This is a genomic window from Levilactobacillus namurensis (assembly GCF_032197885.1).
Taxonomy (GTDB): domain Bacteria; phylum Bacillota; class Bacilli; order Lactobacillales; family Lactobacillaceae; genus Levilactobacillus; species Levilactobacillus namurensis_A.
The window spans coordinates 2,123,824-2,137,162 of the sequence record NZ_CP134159.1 but is presented as its reverse complement, the minus strand read 5'-3'; the positions used below and the strand labels follow the sequence as shown (position 1 = coordinate 2,137,162).

At 50.9% G+C, this 13,339-nt stretch carries 14 protein-coding genes; 11 read left to right on the top strand and 3 right to left on the bottom strand.

From position 1 onward, the window contains the following. Window positions 1-19: 19 nt before the first annotated feature. The 5 genes from RIN67_RS10290 to RIN67_RS10270 all read left to right on the top strand — a co-directional run bounded on the left by RIN67_RS10290 (window position 20) and on the right by RIN67_RS10270 (window position 3,360). Window positions 20-640 (top strand): HAD family hydrolase, encoded by a 621-nt coding sequence (locus RIN67_RS10290; RefSeq protein ID WP_265000301.1) that lies wholly within the window; start codon window positions 20-22, stop codon window positions 638-640. A 76-nt stretch (window positions 641-716) separates the two neighbouring features. Further along, on the top strand, window positions 717-1,136 hold the full coding sequence (locus RIN67_RS10285) for a PTS sugar transporter subunit IIA (RefSeq protein ID WP_107740642.1): 420 nt from the start codon (window positions 717-719) through the stop codon (window positions 1,134-1,136). Beyond that, entirely contained in the window at window positions 1,133-1,642 is a 510-nt protein-coding gene (locus RIN67_RS10280; protein ID WP_265000300.1) for a PTS sugar transporter subunit IIB, read from the top strand. The genes RIN67_RS10285 and RIN67_RS10280 overlap by 4 nt, the downstream gene beginning before the upstream one ends. 77 nt (window positions 1,643-1,719) lie before the next feature. After that, window positions 1,720-2,526, top strand: coding sequence for a mannose/fructose/sorbose family PTS transporter subunit IIC (locus RIN67_RS10275; protein WP_265000299.1), 807 nt, complete (start codon window positions 1,720-1,722; stop codon window positions 2,524-2,526). 12 nt (window positions 2,527-2,538) lie between these two features. Beyond that, a complete protein-coding gene (locus RIN67_RS10270) occupies window positions 2,539-3,360 on the top strand; it encodes a PTS system mannose/fructose/sorbose family transporter subunit IID (protein WP_056944161.1) in 822 nt (273 codons plus the stop codon). Window positions 3,361-3,436: 76 nt separating this feature from the next. Here RIN67_RS10270 and RIN67_RS10265 read toward each other — a convergent pair whose 3' ends face one another. From RIN67_RS10265 to RIN67_RS10255, 3 genes are all read right to left on the bottom strand, one after another. After that, a complete protein-coding gene (locus tag RIN67_RS10265) occupies window positions 3,437-4,093 on the bottom strand; it encodes an EAL domain-containing protein (protein WP_265000395.1) in 657 nt (218 codons plus the stop codon). Window positions 4,094-4,180: 87 nt separating this feature from the next. Then, window positions 4,181-5,104, bottom strand: coding sequence for a metal ABC transporter solute-binding protein, Zn/Mn family (locus RIN67_RS10260; protein WP_313825883.1), 924 nt, complete (start codon window positions 5,102-5,104; stop codon window positions 4,181-4,183). 187 nt (window positions 5,105-5,291) lie between these two features. Beyond that, on the bottom strand, window positions 5,292-6,389 hold the full coding sequence (locus RIN67_RS10255; protein WP_107740650.1) for an LCP family glycopolymer transferase: 1,098 nt from the start codon (window positions 6,387-6,389) through the stop codon (window positions 5,292-5,294). A gap of 368 nt (window positions 6,390-6,757) precedes the next feature. Between RIN67_RS10255 and RIN67_RS10250 the strand changes: the two genes are divergently transcribed. From RIN67_RS10250 to RIN67_RS10225, 6 genes are all read left to right on the top strand, one after another. Beyond that, window positions 6,758-7,705 (top strand): AEC family transporter, encoded by a 948-nt coding sequence (locus RIN67_RS10250; RefSeq protein ID WP_265000394.1) that lies wholly within the window; start codon window positions 6,758-6,760, stop codon window positions 7,703-7,705. A gap of 182 nt (window positions 7,706-7,887) precedes the next feature. Then, window positions 7,888-8,559 (top strand): 2,3-bisphosphoglycerate-dependent phosphoglycerate mutase, encoded by a 672-nt coding sequence (locus tag RIN67_RS10245; protein ID WP_107740652.1) that lies wholly within the window; start codon window positions 7,888-7,890, stop codon window positions 8,557-8,559. Between the two features lie 115 nt (window positions 8,560-8,674). Next, complete coding sequence (locus tag RIN67_RS10240) at window positions 8,675-9,904, top strand: serine hydrolase domain-containing protein (RefSeq protein ID WP_265000393.1); 1,230 nt, start codon at window positions 8,675-8,677, stop codon at window positions 9,902-9,904. Between the two features lie 546 nt (window positions 9,905-10,450). After that, window positions 10,451-10,855 carry a DUF805 domain-containing protein gene (locus RIN67_RS10235; protein ID WP_265000392.1) on the top strand — a complete coding sequence of 135 codons (405 nt, stop codon included), beginning with the start codon at window positions 10,451-10,453 and terminating at the stop codon, window positions 10,853-10,855. Between the two features lie 269 nt (window positions 10,856-11,124). Continuing rightward, entirely contained in the window at window positions 11,125-12,300 is a 1,176-nt protein-coding gene (locus tag RIN67_RS10230) for an IS256 family transposase (protein WP_313825884.1), read from the top strand. 98 nt (window positions 12,301-12,398) lie between these two features. Further along, window positions 12,399-13,328 (top strand): IS30-like element ISLpl1 family transposase, encoded by a 930-nt coding sequence (locus tag RIN67_RS10225; protein ID WP_313825885.1) that lies wholly within the window; start codon window positions 12,399-12,401, stop codon window positions 13,326-13,328. The last annotated feature ends 11 nt before the right edge of the window (window positions 13,329-13,339 follow it).

The following is a 13,339-nucleotide window of genomic DNA, read 5'->3' as shown; positions in this document are numbered from 1 at the left end:
CGGAAGCGAGGCAAGCAAAATGAAAAATTTTATCTTTGATATTGACGGAACGTTACTCGACACGGAAGCCATGTACATGAAGTCACTACAAGCGATTCTCCACGAACGGGGCATCGAGAAGCCCTACGCGGAACTGGCGACCATGTTCGGGATTCCCAGTAAGGATGCGTTGTTACGATTGAAGGTACCGGATTGGCCAGCGGTCTTGAAGTTGTGGGGGCCGCGAACGCAAGAGTACCGGGACACGGTAGCCGTCTACGCCGGCGTTAAGACAGCGCTCGGACAACTCATGACGTTAGGGTCTCGGTTAGCCGTGATGACCTCGAAGCGACAATTCGAATACGATCGCGACGTGGTGAGCGAAGGGTTGGATGACTACTTTACCGTGAAGGTGGTGGCCGAAGATGTGGCCCACGGCAAGCCGGAACCCGATGGTATCTTACTCGCGATGGAACGGCTAGGCGTGAAGCCGGCCGACACGGTTTACGTGGGGGATACCTTATACGATCAACAAGCGGCTCACGCGGCCCACGTGCAATTCGGCTTTGCCGCGTGGAACGGAACGCGGCCCACGAACCTAACGCCCGACGTCAGTTTCTTGACGCCACAAGCGATGGTGCAACTGGCACAAAATTCTTAGGGGTGGTGGCTGGAAACGCTCTTTTGTGCTATATTGAATTCAGACTAAATAACGGAAAAAGTGAAGGGGTGGCAGGATGCTGGCCATAATCGTAACCAGTCACGGGGAGTTTGCCCGGGGCATTCTACAGAGTGCCGAAATGATTTTCGGTAAGGCTCAGAAAGTCGTTGCCGTACCGTTGGCCGCTAAAGAAGGGGTCGAAGACCTGGTTAGCCACTACCGACTCGCGATTCAAGAAATGCAGCCGAACGATGGCGTGTTGTTTCTGGTTGATCTGTGGGGCGGGTCGCCGTTTAACGCGGCGAGTCGCATCGTAGCGGAACACCCGGATCAGTACGGCCTACTGGCAGGCTTGAACTTACCGATGTTGATCGAAGCCCTAGCGTTGCAACAACAGCCACTAGCCGATGTGATCCCGCACCTTGAGCGCGCGGCACAGGGGGGCATTCGGCACTTAGATTTACAGATGGACACGGGAGATGACGACTTACTATGACAATGGCGATTCAACTGGCACGCGTGGATGACCGGCTTTTGCATGGCCAGGTGGCGACCGTGTGGACCAAGGCGATTCGGCCCAACCGAATCCTGGTCGTCTCCGACAACGTGGCTCAAGACCACTTACGTAAATTATTGATTATGCAGGCCGCGCCACCGGAGGTCAAAGCCAACGTGATTACGGTGGCGAAGATGGTTCAGATCTATCGGGATGCCCGGTTTGACCAATTTCGGCCGCTAGTCTTAACGGAAACGTTGGGAGAAATGGCCGAGTTAGCGGCTCAGGGCATTGACCTGACTGAGACCGGTGTGAACGTGGGGAATCTGGCGTACACGGTTCATAAGACCATGTTGACCCCCAGTGTCGCGGCGGATACGGCGGACGTGACCGCCGCCCAGCAGTTGGTTGCGGCGGGCGTGAACGTCTATACGCAGACGGTGCCGACTGATCGGCAACAGGCATTTTTAACGTTAGCTACGAAGCAAGGGTTAACGGCGAATTAGGGTGCATACCTCACTCGGGTCGTTCCGGGCGGGGTATTTTTGTGAGAACATCATGACAGAAGTTGGGAGGCGTCATCGTGACCGGAGCTATCATTGCTATCTTAATCATTGCCTTTCTCGCGGGAATCGAGGGCGTCGCCGACGAGTGGGAATTCCAGCAACCTATCGTGGCCTGTACCTTGGTGGGCCTGGCGGTAGGCCAACCGTTAAGTGGCGTGACGTTAGGAGCCACGTTACAGCTGGTCACACTGGGCTGGATGAATATCGGTGCGGCCGTTGCCCCAGACCCCGCGTTAGCCGCTGTAGTTGCGGCTTGGTGGGTCAGTGGCCCGGCGCACTTGCCGGTGGCTGCGGGCGTGATCTTAGCGTTACCCCTAGCCTGGGTCGGACAGGTCTTGACCCGGCTCTTACGCCGCTTGATCGTCCCGTTGGTTGCCCAAGCGGATCAGGCCGCGGCGGTGGGGGACCTGCACCGCATCACGCGGTTACACCTGTATAGCGCGGCGTTGCAGGGCCTGCGGGTCATGTTGCCTACGGCGGTGTTGCTGTTGATTCCAGCGTCCGTTCTCCGTCAAGGGTACCAGTGGTTGCCCACCTCCGTTCACGGGGGCCTGCGGGTCGCCGCCAGTATGTTGGCGGTGGTCAGCTTCGCTATCGTGATCAACATGATGGCGACCAAGCAGGTCTGGCCGTTCTTCTTCCTGGGCTTCGCGCTTGCCACGGATCAGCATCTCAGCCTGATTGCGTTAGGCATGATTGGCGTGGCGCTAGCCTTGATTTATGTCTCGATTCAACCCACGGGGCGGGGACCGCAACCGCCGACGGGAGGCCAATCTGGGGACACCACGGAAGATGAACTCGACCGGGAATTAGACGACTTGTAGGGAGGGTCAACGATGCCAACCAAAACACCCCAGACGTTAACGCTGGGAGATCAATTGAAGATTTTTGGCCGCTCTGGTCTGGAACAGGCCGCGTGGAACTACCCGCGCCTCCAGAACTTGGGGTTTTGCTATATCATGATTCCCGCCATCGAGCGGTTATATGCGGATAAAGCAGACCGACAAGCCGCGGCGACCCGGCATCTGGCGTCCTTCAACACCATGCCCTACATGCAGTCGTTGATTACCGGGGTGACCCTGTCCTTAGAGGAGCAACATGCCCGGGGGGACGCCGTCTCAGCGGCGGATATTAACGCCATGAAAGTGGGGATGATGGGCTCGTTGGCTGGCGTGGCGGACCCCGTGTGGTGGGGAACTTGGCGCCCAATTTTGAGTGCCTTTGCGGCCAGCCTGGCGCTAAGTGGCTTTGGCATCGTGGGCCCGCTGGTCTTCTTTATCGCGTGGAACTTAGTCCGGTTAGGCTTTCGCTGGTGGGCCCAGCGCTGGGGGTACCAGCAGGGCCTGCACGTGATCGATTATCTGGGCAGTGGGATTCTCCAGAAGCTGACGTTGGGCGCCTCCATCGTGGGGATGTTTGTCATGGGTGCCTTAGTCCCGCGGTGGGTTCGGGTCCAGTTGCAATTCAGCTGGACCACCAGCACCCATACGGATTACACTTTGCAGAAAGTTCTCAACCAACTGATGCCGGGGCTAATTCCCTTGGTCTTGACGCTAGGCTGCGTCTGGCTACTACGCCACCACGTGAAGCCGTCCTGGTTGTTGGGCGGTGTACTGGTTATTAGTCTGGTGGGCTATGCACTGGGGTTGTTAAACTAGGACTGGTTAAGAATAACAGATGGCATGAAAAAACGGTCTCAGGAAAAATCCTGAGGCCGTTTTAATTATCCTAAACCTAAGCTGGTAAGCTGGGTTTACCGTATAGGTACCCTTGGTGGATGGAGATTCCGAACCGCTTGGCCAGTGCTTGGTCGGCGGCGTTTTCGACTCCCTCCAAGATCATCCGTAACCGGAACGTTCGGGCAATCTGGGACCAGAAGGCCAGTTCGTAAGGAATCCGCTGGTCACGATGGGTGGCCCGCAGGTTCTGCATGGCAAACTTGATTTCGTCCACGAAGGGGAGGAGGTTCCGGATGTTGGCGTACGTGTTGGAACCGGTGCCCACATCGTCGATGATCAGTTGGATACCGTATTGGTGCAGGACCGTGCTAAAGCGCGTTAGTTCGTCCAGCTGGGGGGCTTCGGTCAATTCAATGGTCAAGTCCACGTTAGTGAATTGCTTTTTGAAGAGGACGATGGCCCCCAGAGTCCGGGGGTCGTGAAATTGGGCGTTGTTGAGGTTGAAGGCCAGGGTTTGCTGACTGGCGGCGACGTTTAACATCGTGGCCGTCTCAGCTAACAGCTTGATCTGGTCGGTCACCGAAATCGCCGTAAATGAGGCGGGTAATACCCAGTTTCGGTTGACCTGTTGACGTAAGAGGGCCTCATATCCAATCACCCGTTGCGCGTCCTGATCGATTTGGGGTTGGACGAAAAAACGATAGGTCGGCATGGTGGTTCACTTCCTTTGTACGAAGATGCGTTCACCTCTACTTTAGCACAGTTTTGACGGTTATGAGTAATGGGGCTTCGGTCAACATTAGTGCTGGTCGGCTTGAATCCGGGCTAAGTTCGTGTATTGCTGGGACATCCATTCCACGTAGGTCTGACCCTGGGGCTTGGTCTCGGTCACGTTCAGGACGGGGACTTGCGATTGTTTAGCGAGGCGGACCAGTTGCTTGACCGTGGGAGAACTGGCTTGTTGGTTGTTGACCAAGAAGGCCACTTTACGGTGACGGATCGCCGTTTGCAGGCGCTGTAGGTCCCGGGGAGCGGGGTCCGTACCGTTCTCCACGGCCTTTTCGAACCGGTCGCTGATACGGTGATACCCCAGGGCCTGTAGCGCGGTATCGAAGACGGGTTCGCTAGCAATGACCGGTTGCGTCTGCCGGGAACGTTGTAATTGCTTAATCTGGCGTTGGAGGGGCTTGAGCTGTTGCTGGTAGGCCCGAGCCCGTTTTTGGTAATAGGTCCGGTACTTGGGGGCCTGTTTACCGAATTGCTGGGCCAATGCAGTGGCGAGCTTGGGCATGGTTTCTGGACGGTACCAGACGTGTTCGTTCGCCCCGGTCTTTAAGCCCAGGACATCTTCGCCCACGCGTAGATACTTGGGGGCGTTCTGGTCACTGGCGACCAGCTTGCCCAGCCAAGCGTCGTAGCCCAGTCCGTTACCCAGGACCAGGGTCGCGTGACTCACGGTCGTGGCGTTTTGTGGGGTGGGTTCGAAATCATGGGGGTCCACACTGGCACTCTTGATGATGGTGTCGACGGTCCCGTGTTGGCCTAGGACGGCCTGAGCGACTTCGCCGTAGAAGTCCAAGCTGGTGACTACGTGGATCGGTTTCGTGGTGCTGGTCCGTGAGGCGGCGGATTTCTGGGTGGACTGGCACCCGGCTAGCAACAAGATGGCCAGTAGGGGAAGCAACCGCCAGAGATGGGTAAGACGCGGAAAACGTGCAAACATGTTGAAAACACTCCTTATTTCTAAATGGTAATAATTACTATTTAGATATTACGGGATTCGCCGCGCGCTGGCAACCCCTAATTTTGCGGAAAATTGATCGTCAGTGGGGCTAAGCCGTGAGAAACGGGGAATTTGGCAAATAAAAAAGACTGAGAAAAAATCTCAGTCTTTGTCAATCGTGATTGAATTAGTAACCAGTTCCCGTTCCGGTGGTATCCTGCGAAGCATTTAACGCGTCCGTGGTGAACTTGGTCGTTGGTTCGAGGTCTAGGGTCTTCCGAATGTGGTTAGAAACACGCTTAAGTTCCTTATTCGGCGCGACCTGGAAGGCGATTCCATCGATCATGGCGTCGTCCCCCTGTAAGGTCTCTGACTTGATGTGGTGCGAGGCGTCACCGTACTTAGCCCGAATCTGCATCAGATCGTCAAAGCTCAGGTCCGTCTTCAGGTTCCCCTTGAGGGACGTTAGAATCTGCTGGTACCGGGTGATGGAGGATAACCCCGCCGCCTTGACCACTAGTTTCTGGAGAACTTGGCGTTGCCGCTTTTGCCGGCCGTAATCGCCTTGGGGATCATCGTAGCGCATCCGGGAGTACGATAGAGCCTGCTTCCCGTTCAAGTGGGTCTTGACGCCCTTCTTGACGTCGGCTTGGGCGTACTTGAAGGTCAGTGGCGGTGTCACGTCGACGCCACCCACCGCGTTGACCATCTTTTCCAGCCCGCCCATGTTGACGATGGCGTAGAAGTCGATCGGCACATCTAACAGGTTTTCCACGGTCTGTACCGCACCGCTGGGCCCGCCAATCGTGTAGGCAGCGTTGATCTTCTGGATGGACGCGTTCGCGCCGGAGCCCACCGTTACCCGGGTATCCCGGGGAATACTGGTCAGGTAGGCCGTTTCCGTGGTGGGGTTGATGGTGGCGACCATCATGGTATCGGTCCGACCCACGTCAGACCGTCCCAGAGCCCCCGTGTCGGTTCCCAGGAGGAGAATCGAGAACGGCTTGTTTTCCTTTAACACGGCCGAGATGTTACGGCTCTTGGACACACCAGAAGACTGGTAGGTCTGGTCAAAGGTCTTTTTGGCCGAGGTCCAAGCGTGGTAACCGTAAGCTAGTCCGCCCCCTAGGAAGACCAGCAGGATTGCCACGATGACCCACAGGAGTGGGCGGTGGGGATGAACCTGGGGATGTTTGAAGTGTGAGTTATAGTCGCTACGCCGATCATAGACTTGTTCGAAGTCCTCCGGTGACCGTTGCCGGTTACTTTCATTATTTTTGGGCATTTTAATTTCCTCATCTTTGTCAAAATCTTTTCCCATTATAGAACGGAACCGGGCCGATTGGAAAGGGCGGGGCAGTCCTTAACGGGAATTTAAGCAAACCCCTGAGTCTAACGATTGCCTTAATGCACTTATTAGACCATAGATTTCGCCTTTCGTAAATGGTTTGACCGTTAAGATACCTTAGCCATCCCGCAAGCGCTAAAGGGGATGGGGCCGGACTTTAACGGACTGTCAAGAAAAAAGAAGACGCGTAAAGGCAACACTTGTAAACGGTTACGATAATTCACAAATTGGGTGGCATGCTATAATAATTGGGACGACTTAAGAAAGTTTAATTTTTTTCTTACGATTAGCGAGGGGGGCCAAATATGGCCGTATTCATTCGAAGTGTTTCGGGTGTTTTGATTATTCTCGTGATGATTGGGCTGGGCTACGTGTTATCCCGGCGTGGGTGGTTTGACGATCAAGCACCTAAGTTGATTGCCCGCTTGGTCACCCAGATTGCGTTACCGGCTTATATGATTAGTACGATTACGACCAAGTTTTCGGCGACAACGTTGAAAGAGACCTTGCCTGACCTGCGCTTTCCGGTCCTATCGATGCTGATCATGTTCGGGCTATCGATCATTGCGTTCCATCTGTTTCGGATCAATCCTAAACACCGGGGATTATTTGAGTCCATGTTTTTGAATTCGAACACGGTGTTTGTGGGGCTACCGGTCAACGAAGCGTTGTTCGGGCCCAAAAGTCTGCCATTCGTGCTGGTCTACTACATGGCCAACACCACGTTCTTCTGGACGCTTGGGGTCTATCTGATTCAACGCGATGGCCAGGGAGCGGGTCAATTTAACCTGAAGACCACGTTGCAGAAGATCTTCTCACCGCCCCTGTTAGGCTTCATCGTGGGGGTCATCTTGGTCCTGCTAAACATTCAGTTACCTCACTGGATCATGCAAGACTTCCAGTACGTGGGCGGTTTGACGATTCCGTTGTCGATGATCTTCATTGGAACGGCGATTGCGGGCGCGGGCTTGCAGAATATTCGGGTGAACCGGGATAGCCTAGGCATCTTGCTGGGACGCTTCATCGTCGCTCCCGTGTTGATGGGCTGCTTGGTTCTGCCAACGGGGATGCCGCTATTAATGAAGCAAGTCTTCATCTTACAGGCGGCGATGCCGGTGATGACCAATGCACCCGTAGTCTCTAAGCTGTACCATGCGGACTCGGATTACGCGGCCATCATGGTGACGGAGACCACGTTGTTGAGCTTAGTGGTGATTCCAATCTTGATGGTGATTGTGCAGCACGTGGCTTAAGGCTTAAAAATCGTCTAACCGGCTTTTCCCAGGAATCTTAATGGGAAGGGCCGGTTTTTCGAATCGCCGGCGTTTTGGGAAGCGACCAGCACTTGTCGTGAAAAAACGAACAGGTTGGCTTAGTTTCGACTAGCGGCTATGGTATCATAGGCTCTGTAAGCAGTAAGAGAGGATGAGGATTGATGGCAACGCTAGTGATTTTACGGCACGGCGAAAGTGTCGCCAATCGAGATAACGTCTTTACGGGATGGAGCGACGTTCCGCTGACATCCAAGGGTCGCGAACAGGCCCGCATTGCGGGGCAAGCGATTGCCCGGACCGGACTGCAGTTTGGGGCGTTGCACACGTCGATGCTTCAGCGCGCCATTGTGACGGCCAACCTGGTGTTGGAGCAGATCGACCAGTTATATATTCCGGAGTATAAATCTTGGCGACTGAACGAGCGCCACTACGGTGCGTTACGAGGCCACAATAAGGACCAGGTCCGCGACCAGGTCGGGGACCGACAAGTGAAGATCTGGCGGCGGAGCTTTGACGTGGTCCCGCCCCTCTTGGAGCAGGTGGACCAAGACCGGCGCTACGACCGCTTCGGCCCGCACATCGAGCCTCGAGGAGAAAGTCTGGAGATGGCTTACCACCGGCTGATGCCGTACTGGGTCGACCAGGTCGCTCCTCGGTTGTTGGCGGGGCAGAATCAATTGATCGTTGCCCATGGCAGTACCTTACGGGCCCTGATCAAGTACTTGGATCGGGTCCCCGACGCCGACATTAGTCAGGTCGAGGTTGCGAACGGGGAACCCATTCGCTACGAGTTTGACGACCACTTGAAAATCTTGAAAAAAACGCTTTTATAACGGTTTTTATAATAACCTTAAGTTGGGACAAACAATCAGGACAAATGATTGTTTTTACCCAACTTTTTTGTATAATCTGGAAGTAAGAGTTGGGTTCCAAATGGGGGAGAAAAAATTGAATAAACGAAATCTAGGACATTGGGTGATGTTGATCGTCGTGATTTTGGGAATCGGCGGTCTGGTTTACGGGATGCATCAGCTCGATGCCAATGACCAACAACAAGTAACGGCAACTAACCGGCAACATGCGAAAGCTACCCGGACAGCCTTGGCTAAGGATGCGGCGGAAAGTAAGGCTGCGCGGCGCCACCAAGTCACCGCCTTCGACCGGGCGAATAAGGGGCAACAGACGCCGCTTTTGACCGCGGAAATCACGCGCCAACTGAAGGCTAAAAAGTTTGTGGGGACCGCGTTAGTGGTGAAGAATGACCGGGTCGTGTACCAGAAAGCTTATGGATACGCTGACCGGGCTCGGAACCGGAAAAATACGGTCAAGTCCCAGTACTTGATCAACTCGATTCAGAAATCGTTGACCGGGCAACTGGTGATGCGGGCGGTTCAAGCCGGCCAGTTACGGTTGACGGATAAGCTGAGCCAGTATTATCCCCGGATCAAGCACAGTGACCAGGTAACGATTCGGCAAATGCTGGATATGACGGGGGGCCTCACGGGCAACATGGCGCCCACCACAACCTTAACGGAAAAGCAAGCCTACCAGTACGCCGCTCAAAATGCGCAAGTTGTGCCGGCTAAGCTGGGCCGGTTTGACTATCAACCCATCAGTTACGTGTTATTGGCGGGAATCTTACACCAGGTGACCCATCAATCCTATTATCGGTTGTTCTATCAGCAGATAGTCACGCCGTTGGACTTGAATCATACCAGTTTCGCGCAACTACGGCGGTCCGCTAAGCACCGGATTTTAGGATACGGTGGGACGGCACCGCGGCAGTACACACATCCGCATACGCCGAGTGCGACGGATATGGCGGCGCAGATTGCGACTGGGAATGCGACCATGAGTGCTGGGGACCTCTTTCGAGCAGAACGGGCCATCATTCAGGGCACGCTCTTGCCAACGCCGGCGGGGGCCCAAGTCCTGCACCAGGCCACGACGAATCTGCATTACACGGGTGGCATGTACCATTTCGACCAGTTAGGGTATTACGGTCACGGGATGGGGGACTATTATGAAAGTACGTTCGTGATGAGCCGGAATGGCCGGACGGGCGTGGTTCTCCTCTCAAATAACTTTAAGAAGAAGACCATGTATCCCAAGTGGTCAACGGAACAAGTGGCCATGGACCTCTTTGAACGGGTCAACGCCGCTAAGCACCTTAAATAATTGGATAACTAAGCAAACGCTTTGGTATAAATAGACGGCAAGGTATCGAAAGAATCTTTTTAGAGATTTCGATACTTTGCCGTTTTATGCTTACTTAGGGATATGTAGAGTATTCAATGAGATCCTTTCGATATTTAAAAATACAACTTGTATTTTCATTACGCTAGTCTGGTTATATGTAATTCTCGAATTTTTGAATATTTCGGATTTTATGAACAGATTAAACTAAGTGCTAATTAAAGTTGTTGAGACATCCACTTTTTTGAAAATGTAATTTTGTAATAATCTAATTTTATTAAATGACAAGCTTAATAGTGAAGACTAGAAGAGACTACAAATTACAGACAGGTATATGTATACTAAAACATAGAAAGCGCTTGCTTGATATGGTGCTTTCTATGTAAGAATTTGTTGTTTCTAATTGGGAGGGGATAACTTTGGAATTATTTAATAAGTTAAAACGATATCGTTTGAATGCGGGTATAACCCAGGCGGACGTTGCATCGGTAACATTATTTGATTAACCTAAAAGTAGGTGGTAGAAAAGTGAAATCGTATATTTCTTTTTTTAGAAACATGGTGAATTTTCATGGCCGTGCAACACGTTCCGAGTTCTTTACATTGTTTATTACTATATCAATTGTGCTTTCGGGATTATCGTGGATTCTTCCGAGTTTAAACAGTACATTATACGAGGCCATTGCTTATATTTTACTGTTTATCCCAAGCCTATCTCTTACTATTAGACGGTTTAATGACGCCAGAATTTCACCATACTTTGCAGTAATACTTTTTACATTACCAATAATTGTTTGGGGAATATCTGTAGGTGTAAGCAATGATATTGTTAAAGACGTTATAAATGACGTTGGTCAATTTGGATGCCTCTTGGGAATATTGATTATCGCCCTAATTCCATCAAAGGATATTAAGGCGAATAGTCTCCACTAGCGTTAACGGTATAGAATAGCTACTTTATTATGAGGGGCGTTAGATTTATAACATTGTTGATTTCGGTGGGAATTCTAACATAATGGTAGATTGTAAAATTAATCCGAACGCTGTTCGGACAAAAAAGATCAGCTTCCTTTAAAATGGTGTTTGAGAGCGTAAAATATCTTGTGTAAATGCATAAAAGATTTCTGAATTGTATAGAAATAGGGAATGCCTTCCCTTATGATATTTAGTAACCACAGAAAACATCACAGGAGGCATTCCCCATGAATGAACTTACCACAGAAATTATCGCTGCACTAGCCCAAAAGCAAGATTTGGACGAAGTTTTTCGTCACCACCTCGAAATTGCGATTAACCAGCTGCTTCAAACCGAATTGGCAGAGTTTTTGGGTTACGAACGCTACTCATACGCTGGGATTAACACTGGTAATAACCGCAACGGCAGTTATGAGCGCTCGTTTGATACGAAGTACGGCCAACTTAGCTTAACCATTCCTCGAGATCGCAATGGCCGGTTTGAAAATCATACCTTGCCAGCCTACGGTCGGCACAGTGATAATTTAGAAACAACGGTCATTCAGTTGGATACCAAGGGAATTACCACTGCTGAAATTGCCGAACTCATTGAGAAAATGTACGGTGCTCACTACTCCAAAGCCACGGTTTCCAACATGACTAAAGCCGTCAATGAACAGGTTCAAGCTTTCCAGCAACGGCGACTGGCTTCACAATATGCGGCCATCTTCTTAGATGCCACTTACTTGCCGTTAAAGCGGGATACCGTTCAAAAAGAAGCCGTTCATATTGCGATTGGCATTCGTCCAGATGGTACGAAAGAAGTGCTGAACTACCAAGTGGCGCCAACGGAATCGACTGGAATCTGGACTGAACTGCTGGGAACCCTGATTAAGCAAGGTGTCAAAGATGTGCTGTTGTTTGTGGCCGATGGTTTAGTTGGTTTGGATGAAGGCTTAAATCGGCATTTTCCCAAAGCTAAACGACAACGTTGCCTGGTTCATGTTGGGCGTAATTTGATGAACAAAGTTCGTGTGAAAGACCGCAAGGCCGTGATCAGTGACTTTAAACAAGTTCATCGGGCCGCCAACCGTGAAGCAGCCGAACTGAAACTGAATGAGTTCGCCAACAACTGGCATCAGACCTATCCCAAATTAATCAAAGATCTGCTTAAAATGCCGAATTTACTCACTTTCATGGACTTTCCACCAGCTATCCGGCAATCACTATACTCCACTAACCTGATTGAGAACTTTAATAAGCATCTCAAGCGCACCACCCACCACAAAGAACAATTTCCAACGGAAGATTCACTGGATCGCTTCCTGGTTTCTCAGTTTAATGTTTATAACGAGAAGTCTCTGAAGCGGATCCACCGAGGGTTCAAAGGACTACAGGACACCTTGGAAGCATCATTTATTTAAGTTAGATACATATTATATGTACGAAGGCATTTCATTTACACAAGATTCTTGACGCTACCTGGTGTTTACCACAAACCCATCTTTTAGGAGCTGATCTTTTGTCTAGTATAACCTATTCCGAACGAATTAAAATCGAAACCTTTTGTGAACTAGGGCTGTCCAATATCCAAATGGGCGTTCGGCTGAACCGATCACCGTCAACAATTTCTTATGAATTATCTCGATGTCAACCTTATCAGGCTGAATTAGCACAAACAGATGCCGAATACAAGCGATCACGATGTGGTCGGAAAACTAAGCTGAGCGATGAGTTAAAGCAAAAAATTCTCAACCATTTACGTCTAAGCTGGTCACCAGGAATGATTGCTCACGAATTTAAACTAGCTACTAAATCTATTTATAATTGGCTAAATCAGGGGAGAATTGATTTCTCCTTGAATGATCTACCTGAACATGGCGTACGCCAACGGCGTAACGTTGACCAACGATCCAAATATAATCAATCTTTGGGGCGATCAATTGAACAGCGTCCCATGATGATTAATCAACGTAATCGCATCGGCGATTTTGAACTAGATACAGTCGTTGGTCCTCGTGGGCATAGTAAGGCAGTTTTATTAACTTTAATCGATCGAAAATCACGGTTCCTTTGGGCATATCGGTTAAAGGACCGAACGACAGCGAGTGTTAATGAAGCACTGACTAAGTTCCTAACCACTTTTAATGGACCGGTGCACAGTTTTACTGTGGACCGTGGTACTGAGTTTAGTGGGCTAGTATCATTTGAATCACAATATGGTATTAAGACCTATTACTGTCATGCTTATACGCCAGCTGAACGTGGTAGTAATGAACGCTTTAATCGGAATTTACGTTATTTTTATCCTAAGGGGACTCGTTTTGAGCACATTAGTGCTCAAGATTTAACGACGACGTTACTCCAAATTAACCAGCGACCGCTTAAAATACTTGACTGGAAAACACCGTATCAGGTTATGCTGACCAATTTGTCCAAAAATTCGGATTAAATTTGCAATCT